This is a genomic window from Methanolobus bombayensis (assembly GCF_017873415.1).
GTDB classification, from domain to species: Archaea; Halobacteriota; Methanosarcinia; order Methanosarcinales; family Methanosarcinaceae; genus Methanolobus; species Methanolobus bombayensis.
In genome coordinates this window covers 115,204-139,393 of record NZ_JAGGKD010000003.1, presented here as the reverse complement: position 1 = coordinate 139,393, position 24,190 = coordinate 115,204, and the positions used below count along the sequence as shown (strand labels likewise).

Sequence of the window (24,190 nt, the reverse complement as noted above, 5' to 3'; positions counted from 1 at the left end):
GAACTATGAGGGTAAGAGGGAAACTAAACCTATTCAACCCGGTTATTTTTTTGTTGTGTTTAGCCTTATCAACAGGATTTCTGCTTGCAACAAGTGAGCAGATAGTCTCATCTCTGGTGTGGTATATAGCTATATTATTGAGTTTTTTCATAGCTTTGTTCATTTCAAGTGGAATGGGAATGTTGTTCGAGGAAAGATCCAGATTTGGAGGGGAACTATTACTTGCAGCCTTTTTACCTTATCTTTACTTTTTCTGGGTACAGGATAATATTTTGCGACTTGATGGCCTGGTTCCGGGTTTAATTGCCGGGGTAGGTTTCATATTGCATGCATTCATGAACAATCGCTTTGACGTTGTTGCAAAAAGAACACGCTTCTTTTTAAAGCTCTTCTTTGTGGGAATGATGGTTTACCTGTTTGCAATATTCATTCAACTGGTTTCTGAAGAGGATATGAGGGACATTCCTCAATATGCTCTTACAGGCTCAAACGATCTTTTCATGATAATGCTGAGTTTCTTTGCTCTGATGATACTTCATACATTGTTAATGAAATACGTACATGGGATCAAGGCGTCGGATGTTTTTGTCTATGGTCCTTCAAAATCCGGTAAAACATTGTTGTTGCTTGCTCTGTACAATCAGTTCGTACACTACTACAATGGTCGCAGGAGTGAAACTATCCTCTCTTCATCAAGGGAGGAGGATTATTACAGAATAGAGAACATGCTGGCTGAACTAAAGAATGGAAGGCAGCCAAAAAGTAATCAGAAAACTGATCTCACCATGTACACTCTGACGGGAAAAAAGTCTATCAAACCAATAGAATTCTCTTTTGTAGATTATGGTGGTGAGTTTACTGAAAACCTTACAAAAGATGGTTATTTCAAGGCTATTCTTGAAATAGAAAATCAGATTCCTGAGATTGATAAAGAGACTTTTAGTGAGAAGGTCGGTGACCATGAGTTCATTAAAGAATTGAAAGAAAAATATCCTGATGAGATCGTTTATATTCTGGATCAATTGGTTCTGGCACATGTATATAAGAAACTTGAAAATGCGGGAAAAGTTGTTTTCCTTGTAGATGGTGAACATATTGTTTCATATCATGAGGATGGGGCAAGCCATCTGATGCGCTTGTTTGGTCAGTACTCAAGGATAATGGAAATGCTTGGGGATGGTAAGTCCTATGCTATTGTAGTCACAAAAGCTGATAAGATAAAGAACATTAACGATGTGATTGATACTTCAAAGGATGCTCTTAACATTGAAAAAGAAATTTTTGAAATGCTGACTGAGATCGATACTTTCAAAGAGATAAAACACAGGGCTACAAAAGGACCTATTCATTTCTATGCTGTAAGTGCAAATGCACTGAAGAGTGTTGACCAGCAGGAAGAAGCTATAAAGAACATTTATCCATGGAGGGTGGAACAAATTGCCAAGTTTGGTTTCTGAATTTTACGTTTACAATTCCACCGGTAAACTCCTGAGTGGAGATGGGGATGTATATTCTAATGAATATAGTAATCTGGCAAAGCAGATAGATTCCAAGAGGAATGCTCTGTATTTTGAGCTACTGCATAACAGCAATACTTTGATATTGGGATGCAGTGTCATGGTTGAAGAAGTAGGTGGTAGGGAAGAGAGGATTGTATGTGTGGGAAAATATTCCGAATTCTCAGGACATGAATCAACACTTATCATGCAATTCTACGATACTGTTTCCACAGAGATAGCCCATTTACAGAAATTAGAGTATAGGCTTGTAGGTCTCTGGGAAGAATATGACGCAAATGATTTTTCAAGGTTCAATGAACTCACCGCTGATACAACCATGGTTGACTATGTATATGGTAAATTACTTGCTAATGAGAAAGTCTCTGTAAAGTCTGCCAGTGCAGCTACCTCTGTTTATCTAATAAACAGTATCTTTTCAACGGTAGGTAATTCTCTGGAATCCGATCTGAAATTTATGGCTTCCCAGTATCCTTATGAAAGTGATATTTCCATCTGTCCAATTGAACCTAATCCGGATTTTGAACTGGATGAGCATGTTCTTAAATGGAAACAATCTCCTCTGTACAGTGAATACTACATGTTACTTCCAAGGGTCTTCAGAGAAAAGACAGGTGATATAAAGAGCTATGTGGAAGTAAGTGATCGAAATCGTCTTTCATTTTACACTAAAAACTTTGCTTTCAGAGCTTATACATGGGATGTTCTTGATATTTTTGCAACCAGTGAATCCCTTTACAAGTTGTTTGAACTTTACAAAAATGATATTTCCATACTGACACAGATATTTAAAGAAAGGTCAACTCAGATACGACAAATGCCAATTACGAATGAAGCCATAGTTGCTAACATAATTGCTCTATACAGTAAACAACTTTCCTCCCAAAGTTCCATGTTTTCCTATATGGGTGAGGATGAAGCTTTAAGAAGTCTGTTCGAGCGAATTAGAAATGCAGGTGTTAAAAAGAAGCTGGATATTGTTCTTCTCAGAAACAGAGGTTTGTGGAGTTATGTAATAAAGGATGTCATTCGTAGAATATATGGAAATGAAGATAAAGAATTATTGGCAGCTTTGTGTAATGTGAGTTTTCCATATGGTGGCAAGAGTGGGGAAAGATTCAGGAAAAATATAGCATCTGTCCTCTCATCTTATGACAATGATAAATTGGTAGAATTGCTAAAATTTGTTGGCAATAATGTGAAAAGTTCTCCTGCTACTGGCGGTATAATATTTGTTAATTATATAAGTGAGCAATTGAGAGCTCATGATCTGTCTTCAAGGTTGACAACTAATGAAGCAGAGAACCTTGACAGATATTTCAATACAAATTACGTTGTAGCTAAACAAAAAGCTCAAAAGAAAAAGAAGCAGAACATGATGACAATGGCTTCATATGCCCTTGTGGCGATGATATTGATTGCCGGTATTGCATATGTGTTCACCCATGGCGGTCCAATGGCTGTTTTAGCTAATCTTACTGGAGAAAATAATTCTTTGGTTGATGGGAATGTTAATATTTCAGACAATTTTAGCAATACGGACGATTCCATGAACCAAACGGAAACAGTTGTCTCTGATGATGTAATGGAAAATGAATCGTTGGGCAGTGATAATCAAAGTCTGGCTTCGAATAGTACGGTGTCCTTAATGGGTAATGAAAGCACCAATTCATCTGCTGAAAATGACACAAATCAAACAGTTGGCTATATTGAGACAAGTGATTAATCAATAATCACTCTCTTTTCCCCGGCATAAACATATAGATTCTTTCCCCTCACAAAAGCCACAAGTGTCATTCCAGCTTTCTCAGCCAGTTCTACTGACTCACGTACGGTTGCACCTTTACTTGAGATAAGAGGAATACCTGCATTCATGGCTTTAGAAACCATGGTTGATGCCAGTCTGCCGGTAGTAGCCAGAGCGCATTCAGAAAGATTGATGCCATTCATCAAGGCTTTTCCAACAACCTTGTCCATGGAGCATGCTCTGCCAACATCTTCGCAGAAGAATAGTATTTCTCCCTGGTTATTGTAGATAATAGAAGTATGTGCACCTCCGGTGCTGTGCCATGCCCTGCCAAGTTCTTTTAACTGGCTAACTCCGTGTATGATAGCCTCGGTGCTGAATTTAGTATCAGAATTAATCTGTTTAATAACATCTTTGCGGTATGATGTTGTTCCGCATCTCTCAAGATGCGTTAGTTCTTCCAGTTCAGGAATGTTAATTTCAATTTTACAGAAAATAGATTTCTCTTCGATTTTTATGGAATCAACCTGTGTATCAGGTTCAATGAATCCCTCGCAGACGAGAAATCCCAGTGCAAGTTCTTCAAGTTCATAGGGACTTGCAAAAAAAGTGGTTACGTGAACGTTATTCACGAAAAGTTCGAACTTTTCCTCGACAATAACGTCCACAGTAATGTGTTGTTTACTGTTCTCAGTGATTTCAAGGCACTCTATGGGAACGTAAAAAGGAGAGGAAATACTTTCCCCGTCCTTCCGGAAGGTTTCATCCTTCCCTTTCCTTTCTGAGTACCAGTGCTCACTCATGCTTCCTTTTTAGCCTTTACCTTTGCAAAGAGCTGCTTAAGGGTATCCTCATTGCTCTTTGTTTCAGGGAATGGGGAATCTGTGAATGGTTCAAAGTATACAGGCACATTGTCAAGTCTGTAGAATGTACCATCACATTCCATTGCATCGATCACACCAGGCAGAACTACATCTGCTGCTGTGGTTGATGGACATGGTGCAATGTCAAGGCAGATCATTGGTATGTCTGCAAGGTACTTTGCACAGTCTGCAGGAATATGGTTCACAAGGTCAGCGGACATGATGAATGCTGCGTCAACATCCTTCTCCCTGAGAAGGTCCACACAGGTTGTCTCTCCAGGGTTGTACCTTGGGTATCCCTTCATGAAGTCAAGACCGAATGGGTAACCATAAAGGTAGGATGCAAGCTGGTTGAATCCTGCTACGTTACAGTGACCTCTGAGAGCACCGATGTTACACTTTGTGTAGTTGTTCATTTCCTTCACAAAGTTTAGAGCTATCTCGATGTTCCTGTGCTTACCGTATGAGGATGATACCCCAAGACCTACGTAGATAGCTACGAAGTTTGCTTCCTTCATCATCTCAACTGTCTGCTTCATCACTGAAATTGGGATTCCTGTGATCTCTTCGACAGATGGGTGTGGTTCCTTGCCGTTAAGGATGGTGAACATTGCACTGAGAAGCTCGTAGTCAGTGCTTGGGTTAAGTTGAAGGTGCAGGTCTGATGCTACAGCAGTTGGGGTTACTCTTGGGTCTGCTGTGACCATGGTCCTGTCGAATCTTCCTCTCTTTGTCCAGTACCCTCTTGGGAAAACACCGTATTTGGACATGTGTCTTGGCATGGATTCCAGTGCATTGACACCCCAGTAGACGATCATGTCGGCTCTGTTCTTTGCCTGACCGGCGGTAGCTCCTACCATACCGGATTCCTGGATACCCATGACAGTTGGTCCGTGGCAGATCGTTGCGTTGGAGTCTGCAGGTGCACCAAGGTATTCAGCAATGTGAAGACCTACTTCCTGTGCTTCACAGGATGTTTCACTTCCAAGGAAGAACATTGGGCGTTTTGCATTTACAAGGATATCTGCTGACATCTCAAGTGCTTCTTCCCAACTAACATCCTTTACCTTTCCGTTCTCTCTGATGGTTGGTTTCAGGATTCTGTGTGAACTTACAACTTCCTGGAACTTTGCGTTACCCATCTTACATGCGTTCTGGACATCAATTGTACGGTTCTTAGTATCCAGATCTACCTGGACATCATCACATGAACCTCCGCAAACAGGGCAGATAATGTTCTTAAAGACCATTTTATTCGCCTCCCATGTACAGCTTCAGGACAATATCCTCGGCGCTGAGAACCTCTTCATTGGTAGGTTCAACGGTAACAGGGCTTCCCTTGTAACGTGGTGAACCTGTAGAGAATGTGTCAGGCTCAACAACTACATTTGCCCAGATGGACCTCGGAATGAAAACCTGTCCTGATCTCATTGCTTCGGTTACTTTTGGATAAACTGCAACTGTGTGCTTTCCGTCTCTGGATGTTACTGATACCTTTCCAGGGCACCCGAGAGCAGTGTAGTCTTCTGCGCACATCCAGCAGACCGCACATTCTTTTGTGTAATCGTCGGAATACTTGTTGCCACCTTTGGCAAGCCTTCCTTCATCAATTGTACTTCCTGTGTTGAGTAATGCTTCCATAATTTACACCTCACAGACACTCGTTATTGTCACAGGATACGTAAAGTGTGCCCTTTCCTTTCTGTGGAATGGCATAGTCGCCTGTGAACTTCTTGTATTCTCCGGGACATTCAATATCGTTGAACTTGAGGTCTGACTCAACACCCTCCATTGCAAATCCTGGTGTGAATCTCTCAATGCAACCACCGACAACGATAGTACCACCGGTCATCTCTGCTCCGACAGTCCTGAATGCATTTCCTTTTACAACGATGAGACCACCGTTAATGCGGATTCCGCAGAAGTGCTTAACACTGCCGCCGATAATGATCTCTCCGCCGGCAAGACCGCCACCTACCTGGCTTACTGCGTCTCCGTCTACAGTGATACGTCCGCCTGTCATTCCTTTCCAGCTACCACGGTATGCACAGCCGATGTGGTCCTTTGCATTACCTTTGATGTGGATTGAACCACCTGTCATGTCCATACCTGCCCAAGACTCGCAGTCGCCTTCAACAATGATATCTCCACCGCTCATTGTGTTGCCGGTGTGCATGCCTGCACAACCTTTAACCAGAATCTTTCCGGCAGTCATTTCCTGTCCTATGCGCTTGACCCTTGGGATGTCCCCATCGATAATGATGGTTGTGTCTTCTGCTGAGCTTCCGCCGTTTCCTTCTACTGAGAAGTAATCTGAAAGCGGGTATTCTGCAGGACCTTGCCAGACGAGTAACTTTCCGATCTCATCGGCACTTTTTCCGGCAAAGTTGTCAGGTGTGACAACCTCTGCCTCTACGGTAAGGTCGAAATTTCCTGTTGGTTTGAGAATTACGTCTGCCATTAAAATCACTTCTCCGCATTGACCTGGATTGGTGTTGGGTTTGCAAGGTACTTGTCAGGTGTTGGGTATCTTTCGAAACCAAGTGTGTAGTACTTGAACCACTTCTTGACATCCTGAAGCATGCTCTTCTCTGCGTCCTCATCTGTTGCGATGTCAGAGTAGAAAGTGTTCTTCTCAGGAATTGCAACGATCTCACCCATCTGGGAGACAACTTCACCGGCCTTGATGGTGTATGCTGCGTTCTCGAATCCTCTTATGATGCTCTCGTAGTCGTTGACCTCGAGGCTCTTTGGATCGATGTCATAGATTGCTACGTCACCGTCTGCACCGAGACCAAGCGTACCCTTCCTGTATGACATACCGATTGTCCTTGCAGGGTTTGCACGGGTAATTGTTGCGATCTCAAAGAGATCCATTTCCCTTGTCTCTGCACCAAGGTCAGTTCTGTCCTGTGCCCACTTGTGGCATTCTGCAAATGTATCCTGTCTTGCCTTGTTGGACATAAGCCATGCAATGATCTGTGGATATTTTGTGAATGGTCCGCCGTTAGGACTGTCTGTTGTCATGATGCTCTTCCATGCGTCCTTGACGTAGAGAAGGACCTCAAGACCCATTGCCCACTGTACACTGTGTACAGGGTTGCCTTTCAGGTATTCGAATGGAAGTACACCGGATCCGCACTCACACTCTACATCTGTGTTGGACCACTTGTGGCCTGTGAGTACGTAGAGATCGTGGATCGCAGGACCGTCACCGGTCATGACTGTTGCGTCACCGAATGGTATACATCCACTGTCCATTACAACGTGATCAGCATTGTTGACATAATCAGTGATTCCCTTTACACCAGACTCAAAGTCTCTCCAGGATGTACCGCCAAAAGCGTTGAACTGGCAGTGTGTAAGGTATACTGATTCGTGCCTCTTTGCGTTCTTCTTTGTTTCTGCCCACTCGACGTCTGTGTTTGGCTTTGCCTTGACGTTCTTTGGGATCTTTAGTGAATCCCTTGTGATCTCCCAGCATCCGGGGTGACCAAGGTTGTTTGCGTGAAGGTGCACTGGCATTGGGATACCGAGCTTCTCGTTAAGCTCTGTGAGGCTCTTGATTATCTCTTCAGGTGTTATTTCAAAGTGGATGTTTGCCTGGTCAAGAGCTCCTACATTCTCTCCCCATCCCCAATTCTCTACTCCTGCAGGGTTGACACACTTTATACCGTATGTCTTGTGGGTTCTCATCATCCACGATATGTATGCTGCCGCCTTATCGAGGTCTCCTTCCTTGAAGTATCTCATAAGGAACCAGTTGTTACCCAGTACAAGATATCCACCCATGTCAAGCATAGGGGTTGAGCGCATTTCCTCGTGTGTGTGACGTGCTTCCATTGGTGGGACCGCAGCCTCGAAAACAGTTGTATACCCCATCTTGGAGTACTCATATCCTCCAAGGTATACTGAAGGAACACTGTATCCACAGCCTGAGTGTGCAAGAGGTGTCTTCTTCTGGTAGTGCCTGTAGTGATCCTCAGGTCTCATCATCCTACCTACGTTGACCTTTGCTCCGGCTACGTGGGAGTGTGAGTCAACACCACCGGGCATAACGGTCTTGCCCTTTGCATCAATTTCCTTGACATCTTTCATATCTGCACCGGAAAGTTCTGTTACGACCTTTCCGTCCTTGATGAAGATGTCCATCATTTCCCCGTTTATATCATTGAGGGGATCGTAAACATATCCGTTCTTGATTGCGATAGTTCCTGCCATTATTATTCCTCCCTTTTCTCAAGCGTAATGGCACTTACAGGACAGATCATAGCACATGCACCGTCTGAACCACAGAGGTCCTGGTTAACGACCTTTGCCACACCGTTCCTGACTTCCAGGACTTTCTTGGCATCTACTTCGTTCAGGTATCCTGCTCCAACCTCATCATCGGTTGCATTCACAGGACAGACAATGACACAGTTGCCACATCCAAGACATGCATCTTCGTCGATGACAAGTGTTGATGTAAGTGTCGGTCTCTTCATTTCTTTGTTAAGCAGTTTCTTCTCAAGAAGTGTCTTCTTGTCAGCTTCCGGAATGATTGCTGTCTTTGTAACTGCAATAGCTTCTACTGGACATGCCATGTCACATGCACCACAGTATATACATGCATCAGCACGCTGTGCAACCTTGTTGACCCTCTCTCCGGATTCCCAGTCAGGGTTGAACAGTGCATTGCATGGACAGACATCTACACAGCTGCGGCATGCAGTACATTTGTCTTCATCCTGAACCCATGTACCTTCAAATGGCTTTTCAACGCTGATAGCTTCAGCCGGACAGACTTCTGCACACCATCCACAGTGTATACAACATTCGGTGTCAATTATGGTCTCACCGTCAACACTTGCACTTCCATCGTTTGAAAGCCATTGCTTGACCTCAATGCAACCCTGGGGACAGATCTGTTCACAGAGTCCGCAGTGTACACAGTTGTCATTGACTGTTGTTTCTTTAAGTGCAACGCTTATGTAAGCATTATCGTTTACAGACTCTCCGGCCTGTTTCAGTTCGAGTGCACCTGTTGGGCATGTCTTTGCACAGATTCCACATACAATGCAGAGTTCTGTCTGGTTCTCAAGGAAATCTTTGTCAATAAGTCCTCTGGCTACGGCTCCCACTGAACCGAGAACTAATGAACCTTTAGGACATGCCATTACGCACGTTCCGCAACCGATACACTTCTCAGGAGTGTATTCAAGTTGCTTGTCGTCTTTTACTCCAAACACTACTTCGTTCATTTGATCTTCTCCGTAATCCTGCCTATGAATACAAATGCTTCCAGGTCATGTCTTGTGAAAGATTGCAGCAGTTCTGCAGAATATGCAGATATCAGTATTACTGAGGCCACTAAAGAACATTTCTCAATCAAGCACTTTTTGTGTTTGCGGGCATGAATACGCCTTTTTCAACAAGCCACCTTTCAGGGAAAAGCCGTTCGGGATAGCTTGCTTACAATCTTGATACTCAATGATCGTGTCACTATACTTAAGCTGTCCCCGACCCGTAAGGGACGAAGAATTGTAAAATATAGTGACACGTATTTGTTATAAAAGTATCGTTTGTACCTGTTGTTGTTTTTTGTATTTTTTGAATGTATGGACTCTCCTCTCGCAGACAATATAAATATTTTAATAATTGACATATTTTTCGGAGGATTTATATACTACTACTTTACCCATATTGTATTGGGTATATATTTTTGGTCTGTAGGAATTATTTTATTTTTAATCTATATTGTCGATCATTGATCGGTTTTTACATGGCCTGAGTTTTGAGGAGATGGGAATGTGCCTTTGATGAGTATAATAGGATGTATGGAATATGAAAAAGAGATCGCAGGAATACTGGCAGAAGATAAGACAATAGATGCTATCATCGTTGTGAGTGATTCCAGGTCTGAGGAACTGGTCACTGATCTTGAGCAAATGGGTGTGAAACCTAAAGTATTGTTTCCGGACACGTTACCTCCGGGACTGAAAAAAAGTAAAAGTTTCAATGTGCTTGTTACACTTCAGGACGACAATGTATACAGGTCTGCGCAACATCTAAAGAATGAGACATGTGAAAAAATTAAGTTCTATGGTCCCGTATCAAATGGTGTTCTGATGTTTTCGGCTTCCTGTCGCGAAGTTTTCAAGAATGAAGGAATTGATTTTCATGATAGCAAGTTCCTTTTTGAATTATTGCCTGCGGAGAACGGTACAAAGTATCTTAAAGAAAAGATTGATGAATGTCTGTCAGGTTCTGACAAGAAAAAAGTTCCTCATAAAGATGTCCGGTCTACTGAAATGGAGGATTCGTACAGGGGTTGTTATAACAGACTTAAGGAAATGATCCTGACCCCAAAGGCAAATTGATGATGTCTGCATAATATTTCATTTTCCATTCTTTTAAACATTATTCTTTAATAGTTTACAGTACTGGTATTGTAAAATTAATTAAGCGAAGTCATGCAACATTACTGTTGCATCTTTGCTATGTAATAACATAACAGGAATTTCACAATGGCAGTAAAAGGAAGTGCTTATGCACTTGGTGCAGGTACGGTAATCAATGCAATAGCTACATGGAAAGGTGCGGCTTTTGGTATCGATCTGAAAACATTTGCTGATGTGGAGCTGACAGACGATACATCGTCAGTAAGTGGAACCATTCAGGGGATGCCGGATGCTGACACACAACTTATCGAGAGATCAGTATCATATGTGCTCGAATATTTTGGCCTTGAAATGGGAGGAACTGTAATTACAAGATCTGAAGTTCCTCTTGCAAGTGGGCTGAAAAGCAGCAGTGCGGCAGCAAATGCATCTATTCTTGCAACGCTGGATGCCATTGGTGAGGAACTTGACCCATTTGATACTGTTAAGATGGGTGTACGGGCAGCTCTGGACTCAAAGGTAACCATTACCGGAGCACTTGATGATGCATGTGCCTCTTTTTATGGAGGATTCGTAGTAACTGACAACAAAACAATGGAACTTTTGAAAAGGACGGAGCATGAATATGAAGTAATGATCTTCGCACCTGAAAAAAGATCTTTCAGTTCAGGTACCAATGTTGACCGTTCAAGAATGATATCACCGTGGGTTGATATGGCATTTGACCTTTCAATGGAAGATAATTTTGAAAAAGCAATGACACTTAACGGCTTTCTTTATTGCGGTGCCCTTGGTTTTGACCCTGAATTCCTGATGCGCGCTCTTGAGATTGGAGTAGAGGGTGTAACACTTTCGGGAACAGGTCCTTCATATGTTGCACTTGTAAATGATGAACAGGCAGGTCTGCTTGAAGATGCCTGGAAAGACTATGATGTCAGCGGAAACGTGATAAGGACCAAAGTAAACAATAAAGGTGCTCACAAGGGTACATAAGAAAGTGCCTGAAACTCAACCAGTGTTGAATTATAATTACATTCAATTATCTAAAATGATAACCAGATATTTTAAAATGCGGGGTATACATGTCCACTATCAAAGAAGTACGTACCGAAATAGAACAGATTGATAGCGAGATCATGCAGCTTATCCATAAGCGTGTAGGTATGGCTGCTAAGGTACTTGAGGCTAAGAAACAGGAACATATCAGTATCAATGATTCGGCACAGAACTCGGTAGTTCTGGATCGTGCAGCCGACGCTGCAATTGAGATGAATCTTGATGTTTCTGCGGTAAAAGAAATATTCAATATATTGATTAAGATGAACATAGAACGTCAGCATGAGCTGAGTGGTGAAGGAAATCTTCCTTAGGTGACTAACATGGTTGATATTGCAGTAATAATGGGTTCAGAATCAGACCGTTCTATAGCGAACAGGGTGACAGGAGTGCTGGATGGCACAGATTATTCATACGATGTCCAGGTCATTTCGGCACATCGAAATCCCGACAAACTTGAAGAGTACATTTCTCAAAGCGATTCAAAAGTATACATTGCCATTGCAGGATTGTCTGCTGCACTTCCGGGTGTTATAGCATCAAAAACAAAAAAACCGGTTATCGGTGTTCCTGTAAGTGCAAAAATGATGGGTCTTGATGCTTTACTTTCCACAGCACAGATGCCTCCGGGTGTACCGGTGGCAAGTGTCGGAGTGGACAATGGTGCTAATGCAGCCTATCTCGCAATAAGAATATTGGATCTTATCTAATATTCTATTTTATTAAGCTGGAATAAACATTGCTCATCCCCGTTACCCATGGTTTCGAGAGCATCGACTTCAAGGTCCTGTCCGTAAATGTCAAGGATCCTTGAGAAAATCCCTCTTGAAATTGTACATAGTATGGGGTTGAGCTGAGCTTCTTCTTTCCCCCATGGACACACATTTCCATGAATGTGGACTATGGTATTGCCATCATCAATTTTTTCTGAATCGAAGTCGGCACCAAGCTGATTAATGATCTGGCAGCAAATGTCTCCGATTCCTTCGTGGCCTTCTTCGCTGGAATCAGGGTCTGTGTTCTCAAGAATAGACTCCACCACCATGTCTATCATCTGGTGGATTACAATACTTTTCTGCTCTGCAGGAAGCGTTCTAAGTAATGTGGGGATAATTTGTGTAAGCACGGATCGTATTTTGTTCTGGAGATTGAGCTTATCTCTTTCTTCCAGTAGATCATAATGCATTTTCTTCAATCTTAACAATGAATTAATTCTTGTCAGGAGTTCCATTTTGTTCACTGGCTTTGTCAGGAACTCATCCGCACCGGCTTCAATGCCTGATATCCAGTCATCTCTACCGGAAAGTGCGGTTACCATTATCACAGGTATGAACTGTGTTTCAGGGTCCTTTTTTAATATTTCACAGACCTGATATCCGTTAAGATCAGGCATCATTACATCAAGAAGTATTACATCAGGTTTTTCCACAGGTATAAGTTCAAGTGCTTCCTTTCCATTTGTGGCGGACGCGATGGAATAATCATCCTCTAGATATGCTCTGAGCAGTTCTATATTCATGATCTCATCATCAACGATGAGTATTTTCGGATTGTCAGTTGGAGATGTGATGCTAAGGACTCCTGATTCGTTTTATCTGATAGTAAGAACTAGTTTCAGTTCAATTATATATTTCTGTTTTTATTATAAATACCTAATGGCACTTATATACTCGTTCGCAAAAAAGTTAAGGATCATATCCTGTATATTCATCAAAAAGTTAATCCCATCAGAGTTCAACAAGTTTGGATTTTGAACCCTTCAGGCTGATTCCGGCAGAAGTTATGTCAAATATTGTGATGTCAAGTGATATTTTTGTGCTGCGCATCTTTGGTATGCTCAGGAAACGCTCATTCTTGCCGGTATATGGATTCTCTTTTACCATAAGTTTGACAGAACCATAAGTAGAATAATCTGCGATCTTATGTGTCATCTCATATGCAGCTTCATCCATTATATAGAGAGCCGTTGTTTTTTGTTTTGCAAGCAAGCGATTGATGGTGTCAAACTTGTCTCTGAATTCTTTTGGTTTCAGACCAAATGCCAGAACGCCAATATTATCAATTACAGCTACATCGCTTTCTTCCGGTATAAGTCTTACAAGGTCGATGAGATCTATCTCCTCGATGTTGAAACCTTCCTGGTCTGCTCTTAGATTTCTGTCAAGATGTGTCTCTTCTATGATCTCTATTTCAGTATCGCTGAAATCATCAACCAGATAAGCTTCTCTGGCAACAGACCTTGTTCTGAACTCAATAACCTGTTTTATCTGAAGTTGACCGTTCTCAATAAAGGAATCAAGGCCAAGGCCCAACATTGCTGCCTGTTCCATAACATCTTCGGGAGTTTCTTCGGTTGCAATCATTATGCACTTCTTACCATCCATGCATGATTTGTGTAGAAAATGTAGTCCGAATATAGTTTTTCCGGCACCTGGGACTCCTGTGATAAGTATCCCTTTACCTTCCGGATAACCGCCACTAATTTTTTTGTCAAGATTTGCTATTCCCGTGGGCATTCTTTCCATTTTGTATCACGCCAAATGTATAATGATCAAATTCTATGAATTATATATTATTAAGGATAATATATTATATAAACATATTCTTGAATTGTGCTGCATGTTTATTATAGTAACAAATCCGCAAGCTTCTGATTATTTGTGTAACTTTGATATCTCCGGTCTTATGTTGTGATGGCAATATACAGTATTTGCGAATGTTTTTATATATTAACCTCAAAAATTAAAGTGGGATTGGATATAATAAACTGTTCTTAACAGCAGTTTTCCAATTAGTGGTTATAATGTATTTCGGCTTCAAGTAACACCTTCCTTGTCTTAAGAGGGATTATTGGTGACATTGAGTCCGAATTAGATGTGAATTACACAAGGGGAATAAGATAATCATGAATTTAGATCTAAATATCAAAATAGGGGGTGCAGCCGGACAGGGTCTTCAGACCACCGGCATGGCCCTTGCCAAGACGTTAAAGAAAAGTGGATTCCATGTTTTTGCAACACAGTACTATCTTTCAAGGGTCCGTGGCGGACATAATACATTCAATATACGCATAAGCGATATTCCTGTGTCGGCAATGACAGAAGATGTTGACCTGCTTCTGGCTCTGGACGAAGCGACTATTGATCAGCACCTTGATGAGATAAATGATGGTGTTGTGTTAGTTGATGCAGATGCTATAAAGGTCAATAATTCATCGGAATCAATATTTCATGTTCCTATGCTAAAGATCGCAAAAGATGTTTGCGGAGATAAGATTTATTCGAACTCAGTTTCCATGGGAGCTGTCATTGGTCTTCTGTGTCTTGATATTTCTGACCTTGAAGAAATCTTGAAACTATCTTTTAAAAAGAAAGGTGAAGAGATCATACAGAAAAATATCAAGGCTGCGAAGGCAGGATATGATTATGTGAAAGAGAATTATCCCGGGGGTTGTAAGTTTGCTGTGGATGACCCCGGGAAAAAGGAAAACCTGATGCTAATAAATGGTAATCAGGCTGTGGGTCTCGGTGCTCTTGCCGGAGGTCTTCAGTTCCTTGCAGCCTATCCTATGACACCTTCAACAGGTGTGATGACATATGTTGCAGCAAATGCGGACAAATTCAATACTGTTGTGGAACAGGCAGAAGATGAAATTGCCGCATTGAACATGGTTCTCGGTGCTTCGTTTACAGGTGTACGCTCCATGGTCACCACTTCTGGAGGTGGATTTGCACTTATGACCGAAGCTCTCGGACTTGCAGGAATTACGGAAACTCCTGCTGTTATATTCCTCTGCCAGCGTCCAGGTCCGGCAACAGGTCTTCCAACAATGACAGAACAGGGTGACCTTCAGTTTGTCCTGACAGCTGCACAGGGTGAGTTCCCAAGATGCATACTTGCACCAGGAACTCCGGAGGAATGCTTCTATATGACTGCAGAAGCGTTCAATATTGCCGATAAATACCAGATACCTGTTTTTGTAATGAGTGACCAGTATCTTGCAGACTCATTGTTCACGCTTCCAAGATTTGATTCCTCTAAAATAACAATTGAAAGACATCTGCTTTCAGATCAGGATCTAAGAACTAAGAAGGAAGAGTATAAGCGCTATAAACTCACTCCTATGGGAATCTCTCCGCGTGCCCTGCCCGGTCAGGAAGGTGTGCTTGTTCTTGCTGACAGTGATGAACACGATGAATACGGTCATATCTGCGAAGATGCGATAAACCGCATAAAGATGAATGACAAGCGTATGAAGAAACTGGAAGTTCTTCGTGAAGAAATGCCTGTGGCTAAAGTTTATGGAAAACCCGATGCCAATGTGTCGCTTATAGGATGGGGTTCAACTTATGGACCACTGGCCGAGGTAGTTGACATATTGAAGGGTGAAGGAAAGTCGGTCAATATGGTCCATTTCACTCATATCCATCCACTTCCGGTTGAAGCAACCAAAAAATTATTCTCAAAAACCAAAAAGACAGTATGTGTGGAGAATAATTCCACGGGACAGTTTGCAAGGCATCTGAAACTGGATGCAGATTTAAGCATTACGGACACAGTTCTCAGGTATGATGGGAAGCCGTTCAGTCCAGAGTTCATAATTGCTGCCCTTAAGGAAAAGGAGGTGATCTGAATGGTCAACATAGAAGATTACGGTGATTTTGAAACAGCATGGTGTCCGGGTTGTGGCAATTTCGGAATATTGAAATCCATAAAACAGGCACTGGTAAATCTTGGACGTTCACCTCATCAGGTGTTTGTGGCATCAGGTATCGGACAGTCAAGTAAAACCCCTCATTATCTCAAATGCAATGGTTTCAACGGACTCCATGGAAGGTCATTACCTCCTGCAACCGGTGCAAAAGTCGCAAACCATGAGCTGACCGTCATTGCGGTTACAGGTGATGGAGACTGTTATGGTGAAGGAGGTAATCATTTCCTCCACACTGTAAGGAGAAATCCTGATATTACCATGATAGTGCACGACAACCAGATATACGGACTTACAAAGGGACAGGCATCACCTACAAGTGAGATCGGGATGAAAACCAAGGTGCAGACTCATGGAGTGTTTAACATGCCACTTAATCCGTTGTCAATGGCAATTTCTCTTGATTGCTCATTTGTGGCCCGTGGTTATGCCGGCAAAGTTTCACACCTGACATCCCTTATAGAAAAGGCTATTCAGCACAAAGGTCTCTCACTGGTAGATGTATTGCAACCCTGTGTATCTTTCAATAAACTGAATACTTTCAAGTGGTACTCTGAAAGAGTGTATGAAATGGATGACCCTGGCTATGAGTTGAATGATTGTGTGAAAGCATTCGACAAGTCCATGGAATGGGGTGAAAAGATTCCTCTGGGTGTTTTCTATGTTAATGAAAAACCAACTTTTGAGGATAATCTTGATGTTCTTGCATCAGGTCCCCTTTACAAAAAATCGCCTTCAACTGAAAAAGTGGATGAGCTTATAGATGGCTTTGTCTAATCTGATCTTTCGGTTTTAACAGGTGATGTGAAAGTGAATGTGCTTCCTTTTACAGGTTCACTTTCCACTTTTATCGTTCCGCCATGGAGTTCCACCATTTTTTTGACAATTGATAATCCAAGCCCTGTACCCTGATATTTTCTTGCATTGGATGAATCTGCCTGATAGAATGGTGTAAATAGTTTTTTCTGTTCTTCTGGAGCAATACCTATTCCATCGTCAATTATGGATGTTGTTAATATATCATCATTAACACTTATTTTCACTGTGACGTTTCCACCATCGGGTGTGAACTTTACTGCATTGCTCAGAAGGTTATAGAGTATCTGCTTATATCTTACTTTGTCAGCATATATTGATATATCCTGGTTAATTGCAAAATCTAGCTCTATATTTTTCTTTTCAGCAAGTGGACTAATTATGTTGTAAACATTCTTGAGCACTTTATTGACTTCGAAAGTCTCCAGATGAAGATCCATTTTTCCAGCTTCTATCTTTGAAAGGTCAAGGATGTCGTTTATAAGTTCAAGGAGGTGTTTTCCACTTGTATGAATATGATTTGCAAACTTTTCCTGTTTGGGGTTAAGGTCACCAAAATTATCATCCTGCAACATTTGTGAATAGCCAATGATGGCATTGAGTGGTGTTCGGAGTTCATGGCTTATGGTTGCAAGGAATTCACTCTTTGTACGATTTGCTTCTTCTGCTTCAAGTTTTGATTCGATTATCTCTTCTTCTGTTTTTTTCCTTTCAGTGACATCTTCAAAACACATTATTACTTTTGCATCATCATAAAGGTCAATATAGGCAGTAGAAACTTCCAGATTCAGATTTGCATCAGAACCATCAGGCATTCGTGTAGTGCTTATACCCTCTACTTTATTGAAATTCCTGTGTGTTCTGAATGTCTCCTGTTCAAGGTTACTGAACGTACACGAGTTACATTCTTCATTGGTCCCGCATCCTTCTTCCTTGAATGAATATGCACAGGAAAATATCTCTCCTGCCTTCTTGCCAATTGCAGTTTTTTTGTTGACACCCGGTATTACTGTACATTCCTTGTTTATCTTTTCAACAATACCATTTCCATCCAGCAATATCATGGGTATGGGTGTAAGATTAAAAATGCTATCAAGCATTCTGGCCTGCTTTCTGTGTGTACTGATATCCCTGCTGATACCAAGGAAGAATTTGAAATTACCATCATCGTCAAGCACAGGATTTATGTGTAGCTCTGTCCACACAGTTGACCCATCTTTGCAGGGCTGTTCAACTTCTATTATTCGTGGAGTATCAGGTATAATTCCTTTTTTGAATCTCTGGAAGAATTGTGTCCATGTGTCCATAACAACCTTTGAGGATTCAGGAGTCAATCTTTCTTCTATTGGTAAAGCCATCAATTCTTCAGGAGTATAGCCTCTGAGTTTTTCAACAGATGGACTGACATAGAGGAAATCTCCCTTTGCATCGAGGACCCAGATAACGTCATTGGCATTCTCGGCAATTAAACGGAATAGTTCTTCTTTTTCTTCCAGTGCTTTTTCGGCTTCTACCTTATCAGTGATGTTGGTACATACTCCAATAGTCTTTATGAATTGTTTTGTAATTTTATCGAATATTGGTGTACCATGTTCTTTCAGGTGGTACAATTCTCCATCTTTGGAAAAAACACGATATTCAAGCTCAAAGATGTCACCTGTTCTACGATAGTTATCTATCAGTTCCTTGACAATAGGCAGATCATCGGGATGTATTATTTTAGACCATTCATTGATAGTTCCCGGGAGTTCGTCATATTCGTAACCAAGCATCTGTTCGATATTACCAAACCATTCTAAGTTATCAGTCTTCATATCCCATTCGTAAATAAGATCACCCGAACATTCCACTGCAGCTTTGAAACGTTCTTCTGCCTCTTTGCGATTATTGATATTGTGCATCACTCCTGCAAAATATCTGAAATTTCTTTCAGAATCAAAAATACAATTTATAGTCAATTCCATCCATAATGTGGATTCGTCCTTACATAAAATTTCAAGTTCAAAAACAGGTGATCTGACTTTTTCTCCTTTTTCCAGTTTGGCAAAAAAAGTACCTATCATACCACCAATAAAATTAAATGAATCTTCAGGTACCAGTTCCTTCAGACCTTTATTCAAAACTTCTTTCTGGCTGAAACCTGTTATCCTTTTCACCGAAGGGCTTACATAAATTATGTCTCCGGTGGCAGTCATTGTAAAAGCAATATCATATACACTTTCGGAAAGCAGATGCAAGTCTTCCATGCTCGTATGTTGGTTATTTGAAGCTTTTTTTATCATGTAGCTAAGTTCATTGCGGGTATAAGGTTCTTTCAGATAATGGATAGTATCTGATCTGGATATTCGGTCAAGGAATACATCATCAGCTTCAGGTACAATAAAAACTATTTGATCACTCTCTGAAGAGGCTATTTTTATTGCATCATCTAAAATGCTTGAGCTGGGCGAATCAAGTTTACAGAAAAATATGATAGAATTTTCTGTACTTTGTGAATAATCATTATCTTCCCTTTCAGGATTATAAACAGAAACTTTACTGTAACTCTTCTCAAGTTCGTTTTTAAGCTTAAAGGATTCTTCTTCGTTATAGTCAAGGATAACTATTTCAGTCATGGATTTACCGTTTTTTTATTGGTTTTGAGTCCAAAAGCCGACTGTTATATATTATTCTTTATATTTAAAACACGTAGATTGTATCAAAGTGTACAAAAAATAGTGAATACATATATTAAACCAGTTTTAATCAATGTTAGCACCTTTAATGACAACAAGTCTTTCAAATGAGCATTTAGTGCTGGAAACGATTTCCGGTCTGAATCTGGCTTTTTCTATTTCCATCACGACCTCATCTACACCTGTAAGGGATGAGATCAATAACAAAATGATCCCGTCTGATTTCAGGTAATTGCCAGCTTTTTGCAGGAAAGGAACAACGTCCTTGCGGCCATCAATTCCTCCGTCAAAAGCGTAGTTAAGCCACCCTGGAATTTTTTCATCATCGGATGTTGGAAGATATGGTGGATTAAATATGATAATATCAAACTGTTCTTTCCCTTTAAGTCCTGCAAACATGTCTGTTCTTATCACATCAATGCCATTGGATCTTGCACAAATTGCTGCTAACGGACTGATCTCTGTTGCCAGTAGTTTGACTTTTCTGTTGGCTTTAATAACGGCAGAAACAAAACCACTACCTGTCCCGATTTCCAGAACATCCATTCCATCCTTTACAAATTCAAGGGCTGTATCGGCAAGCAGGTAAGAATCCTCAGCAGGCTCATAAACCTGATCTGCAAGATTTACGTGTGCTTTGCTATATTCAATTGTAACCATGATAGTTTTATTTCTGTTTATGCCTGAACATCATATTCGCAAGTTCTGCGAATTCTTCAGGTTCAAGATTCTCAGGTCTTTTATCAAGCAATTCCTGCGGTAATTCATGTATGAATTCTTTCATGTCATCAATGCCCAGAAGTTGCTTGTTTTTAAGAATGGAATTTCTCATCTTCTTTCGTCTCTGTCCGAAAACCGCAGTGACAAAATCAAGGAAATATTTCTCGTCCAGAACTTCAAAATATGAAGGTCTTGGTTTTAGCTCAACGACTGCAGAGAGGACTTCCGGTGGAGGTGAGAATGCACCCCTGGGTATTTTCATAATCATAGAAGTATCTGCAAAATAGTGTGCATTTACGGACAAACGGCTATAATCTTTGGAATTTGCATGCGCAACAAGTCTCTGGGCAAACTCGTACTGGTACATCAGTATTGCCAGTTTGAAATTGTATCTGAATAATTTGAATGTAATTTCAGATGAAATGGAATAAGGCAGATTGGCAACAACTTTGTCAAAAGCCGGGAATTCAACATCCAGCACATCTCCATGTATGAGAGTTAGCTTGTCAGATTCTCCAAAACGATCCTTCAATACATAAATAAGCTCAGGATCTCTTTCTACTGCAATAACGTGGCCGGCTTTTGCCATGAGTCTTTCTGTGAGATTTCCGATTCCTGCCCCAATTTCAAGTATGGTCTCATGAGATTTTATATCCGCTGAATCAACAATCCTGTCAAGGACCCTTTCATCTATCAAAAAATGTTGGTCATGGTATCCACCACGGATACCATATTTTCTAAGTATCTCATATACCAAAAAATGAACACCTTTTAATGGTTACGTGGGCGGCGTGATGGAGTTGTGAAAAGCCTGTATTTGATATTTTCATCTTTAAGCTCTTCTATGATCCTGTTGACGAGTATCTTTTCCGGTGAATGTACTCCACCGACCCTTTTGTGTAATTCTGCAAGACTTGTGAAAGGTCCTTTCTTTCTTTCATCAATGATTGCCCACATAAGTTTTTTTCCAATACCCGGAAGCAGCTCCAGCATATGAAGCCGGTTTGTTATGGGGTGTGCATCATTAAAGAACTGTACAAATCTTTCTTCATGGTGTTTAACGGTTGTTTCCAGGATGAAAGGCAGTTCAAGCTGTGCTCCGTGGCTGAGGTCATTGTATGTGATACGGTGCTTTACGTGGTCAATAATGTCCCTGTCACCATCACCAATGTAAACTCTTGACTGTATATCAGGTACTTTTCCTTCTTTCGGTACAAGCTCCATCAATACAAAACGCTTTTCTCCTACTGCCTGGACAAGAGGTTTCTTTTGATATGAAGGGCGTTTGTCATCAGTGCTTCCATATGGAAGATAATCTAAAATCCATGCATACTCTTCTTTCTCAGGTGGTTTTCCCCTTGTTTTCATAATTAATTCATTCCCTCCTGTGGCATACCTGTTGCTACTGCTGCAACTTCTCTCGATGTAAAAAAAGGGGTGTATCGAATATAAATCTAATCCATTGCTTCTTCTACAAGGTTTAGCATTTCATCGAGTTCTTCATCGGTAAGTGTGAATCTTTCTTTTGCGTAAAGAGATCTGAGCTCATCCCTTGACTGTGGCATGATATCAGCCACTCTGATGGCGATCTCAGGTTTCATTTTTTCCAGCTCAAGAAGCTTGTTTACAAGGTCTCTTGCTTTTTCCGGTGTTGTCTTAGAGAACATTTCCGCATGGTTGATAGCTTTGCGCAGTTCATAACCCAGCTCTTCCTCATCCTTGAGACGCTCTTCCATCAGTTCGTGCAGCATACCCTTAACTTCAGGCAGGGTCAATAACTCTTCACTCAGAACTTCTTTTACTATCATTGATATACACTCTATGCGTTAATTAGATTTAGGTCACTTGAGAATGGCGATTGATTACAAAGGTGGGTATAAATGTAAACTCTTATACCCGGAAATTAATTTGTATCGCTAAATATATACAGTAAAGATATATGTAACGATAAATAAAGGTAATCCAGATTTGAATTCCGGATTACTTTTGACTTGATTTTAGTATTTCTGTGGTTTAAGGTGCTGTGGAAGGGATATGATCTCTTTCATTGCGTCCCCGTCCCTTACCTGCAGTAGATAAGCTCGGCCGCGCTGACCAGTGATCTTTCCGGTTCTTCCCTGGAACCTTGCGTTTGGCATTCCCTTCTGTATACTTGGGTCAATGTCGATGTGGACCATCTGTCCGCAGTCGAATTCCTGGATTGCCTTGCTTACTGGTGAAAGCCCTCTTTCTCTTGAGGTCTTTTTCAACTTATATCTTGTACAGTGTTTTTCTCCGTGTGATGTTGCCATTATTAATTTCCTCCATGATCAAATGATTTTGATGTATTATGATTTTGATGTGTATCCTAAAGGATGATATTATATGTCTACTTTGATGACATTAAGTTCCTCGACTTTTGCCTGAATGCCTAAAAGCCCTGTAAGGCTTGGCTCAGTTCTTCCATCGTCGCCTGATGTCAGTTCCTTGACATACAGCCCTCCATCACAATGAACTTCTATGATGGCATATTCCTCTGTTTTCTCAATAAGCTGCATGTTGTGGACATATCGCTTCCGGACAAGATCCGCTCTTCTATGGGCCACCCTTTGTGGCGTCCTCTGATGAATCTGCATTCCTATAAGTGAGCTTATAGCATCTTCAAGTTTATCCGTGGAAACAGGGTCTTTGAATGTAACTTTAAGGTTATAAACTTTATCCGCCTTTGAAGACTTCAGAGTCTCAATTATAGCCTTCTCAACGATTTTAAGCCCTTCAACCTCAACTTTGCCTGCAGCGAACTCGTTGATCTTCTTTTCAAGCTCCCATACATCTATGCTGCGTATCTGTGGATCCAGAGCTTCTATTACAAATGGTCTGCCGGTGCCTAACATGAGAGCATCGATATCTTCCCTTCCGGCACCATGGAACTTGGAATCCTTTGCTTCTGCCATTTCAACAAATTCCTTGCCTATAAGTTCATCCACTGATTCAGGATACTGTTTTCCGGTGTTGTTGCATTCCTGACAACCCCTGCCGCCGCAACTCCTGCAAGGCCACCTTGTCTGTGGTATGCCTCTAACAAGTTTTCTGTACCTGCCCTGTACATATAATGATCTTACCTGAACGCTTGTTTTTTCCTCGGCAATATCAAGAGTAACTACAATATCAGGTCTTTCAAATTCAACTTCTTTACCGGTACGTGCAGAGATGAGTTTTCCTACCTCGCGATTCATTTCGGTCTTGAATTGCTCTGCCTGCGTAATCCCACACTCGCTCCAGAGTATTTCCTCATTTTCTCCAATGAGCCCGCTTACCTTTGTTCCTACAAGGAATGTGGAGTACTCTCTTTCACCAATGCTTTCTACTGCCCTGTCAGCCCAGAGATCAAGTTTTTCAAAAATACCAAGACACACCCAGCATTTTTCATCCTCGTCCTCAATTCTCAGGGTCTTTCTGGCGTAGTGACTGCTCTTTGCCAGTTCTTCCAGCAGGGACTCGTCTCCTGTCTCTTTGAAAATGGCGTCTCCTTCCATTGCCAGTGACAATTTTACAGCCTGCCCTCTTTCAACATTAGTAAGACCAGTTGATAATTTGGCAAATTGTCTGCCCATGCAATGGTCGCAGATGGGGCCTTCTTCTATTATTTTCTTAGCGGTTTCGAGTATGCTCATTGGATCACTCTTGTTTGTAGTATAATTACGGTTTTATTCCATGGATAAT

The 24,190-nt window shown here is 41.3% G+C and carries 23 protein-coding genes; 8 read left to right on the top strand and 15 right to left on the bottom strand.

What is annotated here, in order from left to right:
* Positions 1 to 5 precede the first annotated feature (5 nt).
* Positions 6 to 1,457: a hypothetical protein gene (locus J2746_RS04650; RefSeq protein WP_209617019.1), complete on the top strand. Its 1,452-nt coding sequence runs from the start codon at positions 6 to 8 to the stop codon at positions 1,455 to 1,457.
* On the top strand, positions 1,438 to 3,243 hold the full coding sequence (locus tag J2746_RS04645) for a hypothetical protein (protein WP_209617018.1): 1,806 nt from the start codon (positions 1,438 to 1,440) through the stop codon (positions 3,241 to 3,243). Before J2746_RS04650 ends, J2746_RS04645 begins: the two co-directional genes overlap by 20 nt.
* Here J2746_RS04645 and fdhD read toward each other — a convergent pair.
* Genes fdhD through J2746_RS04615 form a run of 6 tightly spaced genes read right to left on the bottom strand, consistent with a single transcriptional unit; the run spans position 3,240 to position 9,370 of the window.
* A complete protein-coding gene (fdhD, locus tag J2746_RS04640; protein WP_209617016.1) occupies positions 3,240 to 4,067 on the bottom strand; it encodes a formate dehydrogenase accessory sulfurtransferase FdhD in 828 nt (275 codons plus the stop codon). The genes J2746_RS04645 and fdhD overlap by 4 nt on opposite strands.
* Positions 4,064 to 5,377: a formylmethanofuran dehydrogenase subunit B gene (locus tag J2746_RS04635; protein ID WP_209617014.1), complete on the bottom strand. Its 1,314-nt coding sequence runs from the start codon at positions 5,375 to 5,377 to the stop codon at positions 4,064 to 4,066. The genes fdhD and J2746_RS04635 overlap by 4 nt, the downstream gene beginning before the upstream one ends.
* Position 5,378: 1 nt before the next feature.
* Complete coding sequence (locus tag J2746_RS04630) at positions 5,379 to 5,768, bottom strand: molybdopterin dinucleotide binding domain-containing protein (RefSeq protein WP_209617009.1); 390 nt, start codon at positions 5,766 to 5,768, stop codon at positions 5,379 to 5,381.
* Positions 5,769 to 5,778: 10 nt separating this feature from the next.
* Complete coding sequence (locus J2746_RS04625; RefSeq protein WP_209617004.1) at positions 5,779 to 6,588, bottom strand: formylmethanofuran dehydrogenase subunit C; 810 nt, start codon at positions 6,586 to 6,588, stop codon at positions 5,779 to 5,781.
* Positions 6,589 to 6,593: 5 nt separating this feature from the next.
* The gene (locus J2746_RS04620; RefSeq protein WP_209617001.1) at positions 6,594 to 8,348 is read right to left on the bottom strand and encodes a formylmethanofuran dehydrogenase subunit A; all 1,755 of its coding nucleotides are present in this window, start codon (positions 8,346 to 8,348) and stop codon (positions 6,594 to 6,596) included.
* 2 nt (positions 8,349 to 8,350) lie between these two features.
* Positions 8,351 to 9,370 (bottom strand): 4Fe-4S binding protein, encoded by a 1,020-nt coding sequence (locus tag J2746_RS04615; protein ID WP_209616998.1) that lies wholly within the window; start codon positions 9,368 to 9,370, stop codon positions 8,351 to 8,353.
* 549 nt (positions 9,371 to 9,919) lie between these two features.
* On the opposite strand from J2746_RS04615, the gene J2746_RS04610 reads away from it, so the two are divergent.
* The 4 genes from J2746_RS04610 (at position 9,920) to J2746_RS04595 (ending at position 12,276) form a co-directional block, all read left to right on the top strand.
* A complete protein-coding gene (locus tag J2746_RS04610; RefSeq protein ID WP_209616995.1) occupies positions 9,920 to 10,489 on the top strand; it encodes a hypothetical protein in 570 nt (189 codons plus the stop codon).
* Between the two features lie 147 nt (positions 10,490 to 10,636).
* Complete coding sequence (locus J2746_RS04605; protein WP_209616992.1) at positions 10,637 to 11,503, top strand: shikimate kinase; 867 nt, start codon at positions 10,637 to 10,639, stop codon at positions 11,501 to 11,503.
* An 89-nt stretch (positions 11,504 to 11,592) separates the two neighbouring features.
* Positions 11,593 to 11,880: a chorismate mutase gene (locus J2746_RS04600; protein ID WP_209616989.1), complete on the top strand. Its 288-nt coding sequence runs from the start codon at positions 11,593 to 11,595 to the stop codon at positions 11,878 to 11,880.
* A gap of 9 nt (positions 11,881 to 11,889) precedes the next feature.
* Entirely contained in the window at positions 11,890 to 12,276 is a 387-nt protein-coding gene (locus J2746_RS04595; protein WP_209616986.1) for a 5-(carboxyamino)imidazole ribonucleotide mutase, read from the top strand.
* Here J2746_RS04595 and J2746_RS14955 read toward each other — a convergent pair.
* Together J2746_RS14955 and J2746_RS04585 are read right to left on the bottom strand one after the other, a co-directional pair.
* A complete protein-coding gene (locus J2746_RS14955) occupies positions 12,273 to 13,103 on the bottom strand; it encodes a response regulator (protein WP_342451804.1) in 831 nt (276 codons plus the stop codon). The genes J2746_RS04595 and J2746_RS14955 overlap by 4 nt on opposite strands.
* 190 nt (positions 13,104 to 13,293) lie before the next feature.
* Positions 13,294 to 14,091 carry an ATPase domain-containing protein gene (locus J2746_RS04585; RefSeq protein WP_209616981.1) on the bottom strand — a complete coding sequence of 266 codons (798 nt, stop codon included), beginning with the start codon at positions 14,089 to 14,091 and terminating at the stop codon, positions 13,294 to 13,296.
* 380 nt (positions 14,092 to 14,471) lie between these two features.
* On the opposite strand from J2746_RS04585, the gene J2746_RS04580 reads away from it, so the two are divergent.
* Together J2746_RS04580 and J2746_RS04575 are read left to right on the top strand one after the other, a co-directional pair.
* On the top strand, positions 14,472 to 16,199 hold the full coding sequence (locus tag J2746_RS04580; protein WP_209616978.1) for a 2-oxoacid:acceptor oxidoreductase subunit alpha: 1,728 nt from the start codon (positions 14,472 to 14,474) through the stop codon (positions 16,197 to 16,199).
* Positions 16,200 to 17,054, top strand: a complete 855-nt coding sequence (locus J2746_RS04575) for a 2-oxoacid:ferredoxin oxidoreductase subunit beta (protein WP_209616974.1) — start codon at positions 16,200 to 16,202, stop codon at positions 17,052 to 17,054.
* Here the strand turns inward: J2746_RS04575 and J2746_RS04570 are convergent.
* The 7 genes from J2746_RS04570 to J2746_RS04540 form a co-directional block, all read right to left on the bottom strand.
* Entirely contained in the window at positions 17,051 to 19,708 is a 2,658-nt protein-coding gene (locus J2746_RS04570; RefSeq protein ID WP_209616972.1) for a PAS domain-containing sensor histidine kinase, read from the bottom strand. The two genes, J2746_RS04575 and J2746_RS04570, sit on opposite strands and share 4 nt — an antisense overlap.
* A gap of 126 nt (positions 19,709 to 19,834) precedes the next feature.
* Positions 19,835 to 20,428 (bottom strand): HemK2/MTQ2 family protein methyltransferase, encoded by a 594-nt coding sequence (locus tag J2746_RS04565; protein ID WP_209616969.1) that lies wholly within the window; start codon positions 20,426 to 20,428, stop codon positions 19,835 to 19,837.
* 7 nt (positions 20,429 to 20,435) lie between these two features.
* A complete protein-coding gene (gene rsmA, locus J2746_RS04560) occupies positions 20,436 to 21,245 on the bottom strand; it encodes a 16S rRNA (adenine(1518)-N(6)/adenine(1519)-N(6))-dimethyltransferase RsmA (protein WP_209616966.1) in 810 nt (269 codons plus the stop codon).
* Positions 21,246 to 21,259: 14 nt separating this feature from the next.
* Positions 21,260 to 21,856 carry a DUF655 domain-containing protein gene (locus J2746_RS04555; RefSeq protein WP_209616964.1) on the bottom strand — a complete coding sequence of 199 codons (597 nt, stop codon included), beginning with the start codon at positions 21,854 to 21,856 and terminating at the stop codon, positions 21,260 to 21,262.
* Between the two features lie 86 nt (positions 21,857 to 21,942).
* Positions 21,943 to 22,296, bottom strand: coding sequence for an RNA polymerase Rpb4 family protein (locus tag J2746_RS04550; RefSeq protein ID WP_209616962.1), 354 nt, complete (start codon positions 22,294 to 22,296; stop codon positions 21,943 to 21,945).
* Between the two features lie 189 nt (positions 22,297 to 22,485).
* On the bottom strand, positions 22,486 to 22,779 hold the full coding sequence (locus tag J2746_RS04545) for a 50S ribosomal protein L21e (protein ID WP_209616960.1): 294 nt from the start codon (positions 22,777 to 22,779) through the stop codon (positions 22,486 to 22,488).
* Between the two features lie 69 nt (positions 22,780 to 22,848).
* On the bottom strand, positions 22,849 to 24,141 hold the full coding sequence (locus J2746_RS04540) for a tRNA pseudouridine(54/55) synthase Pus10 (RefSeq protein WP_209616958.1): 1,293 nt from the start codon (positions 24,139 to 24,141) through the stop codon (positions 22,849 to 22,851).
* Positions 24,142 to 24,190: the final 49 nt, after the last annotated feature.

Excerpts from the sequence above, each read along its gene's own strand:
- J2746_RS04650 (WP_209617019.1), top strand. The coding sequence starts at position 6 with ATGAGGGTAAGAGGGAAACTAAACCTATTCAACCCGGTTATTTTTTTG.
- fdhD (WP_209617016.1), bottom strand. The coding sequence starts at position 4,067 with ATGAGTGAGCACTGGTACTCAGAAAGGAAAGGGAAGGATGAAACCTTC.
- J2746_RS04635 (WP_209617014.1), bottom strand. The coding sequence starts at position 5,377 with ATGGTCTTTAAGAACATTATCTGCCCTGTTTGCGGAGGTTCATGTGAT.
- J2746_RS04630 (WP_209617009.1), bottom strand. The coding sequence starts at position 5,768 with ATGGAAGCATTACTCAACACAGGAAGTACAATTGATGAAGGAAGGCTT.
- J2746_RS04625 (WP_209617004.1), bottom strand. The coding sequence starts at position 6,588 with ATGGCAGACGTAATTCTCAAACCAACAGGAAATTTCGACCTTACCGTA.
- J2746_RS04620 (WP_209617001.1), bottom strand. The coding sequence starts at position 8,348 with ATGGCAGGAACTATCGCAATCAAGAACGGATATGTTTACGATCCCCTC.
- J2746_RS04615 (WP_209616998.1), bottom strand. The coding sequence starts at position 9,370 with ATGAACGAAGTAGTGTTTGGAGTAAAAGACGACAAGCAACTTGAATAC.
- J2746_RS04605 (WP_209616992.1), top strand. The coding sequence starts at position 10,637 with ATGGCAGTAAAAGGAAGTGCTTATGCACTTGGTGCAGGTACGGTAATC.
- J2746_RS04600 (WP_209616989.1), top strand. The coding sequence starts at position 11,593 with ATGTCCACTATCAAAGAAGTACGTACCGAAATAGAACAGATTGATAGC.
- J2746_RS04595 (WP_209616986.1), top strand. The coding sequence starts at position 11,890 with ATGGTTGATATTGCAGTAATAATGGGTTCAGAATCAGACCGTTCTATA.
- J2746_RS04585 (WP_209616981.1), bottom strand. The coding sequence starts at position 14,091 with ATGGAAAGAATGCCCACGGGAATAGCAAATCTTGACAAAAAAATTAGT.
- J2746_RS04580 (WP_209616978.1), top strand. The coding sequence starts at position 14,472 with ATGAATTTAGATCTAAATATCAAAATAGGGGGTGCAGCCGGACAGGGT.
- J2746_RS04575 (WP_209616974.1), top strand. The coding sequence starts at position 16,200 with ATGGTCAACATAGAAGATTACGGTGATTTTGAAACAGCATGGTGTCCG.
- J2746_RS04570 (WP_209616972.1), bottom strand. The coding sequence starts at position 19,708 with ATGACTGAAATAGTTATCCTTGACTATAACGAAGAAGAATCCTTTAAG.
- J2746_RS04565 (WP_209616969.1), bottom strand. The coding sequence starts at position 20,428 with ATGGTTACAATTGAATATAGCAAAGCACACGTAAATCTTGCAGATCAG.
- J2746_RS04555 (WP_209616964.1), bottom strand. The coding sequence starts at position 21,856 with ATGAAAACAAGGGGAAAACCACCTGAGAAAGAAGAGTATGCATGGATT.
- J2746_RS04550 (WP_209616962.1), bottom strand. The coding sequence starts at position 22,296 with ATGATAGTAAAAGAAGTTCTGAGTGAAGAGTTATTGACCCTGCCTGAA.
- J2746_RS04545 (WP_209616960.1), bottom strand. The coding sequence starts at position 22,779 with ATGGCAACATCACACGGAGAAAAACACTGTACAAGATATAAGTTGAAA.
- J2746_RS04540 (WP_209616958.1), bottom strand. The coding sequence starts at position 24,141 with ATGAGCATACTCGAAACCGCTAAGAAAATAATAGAAGAAGGCCCCATC.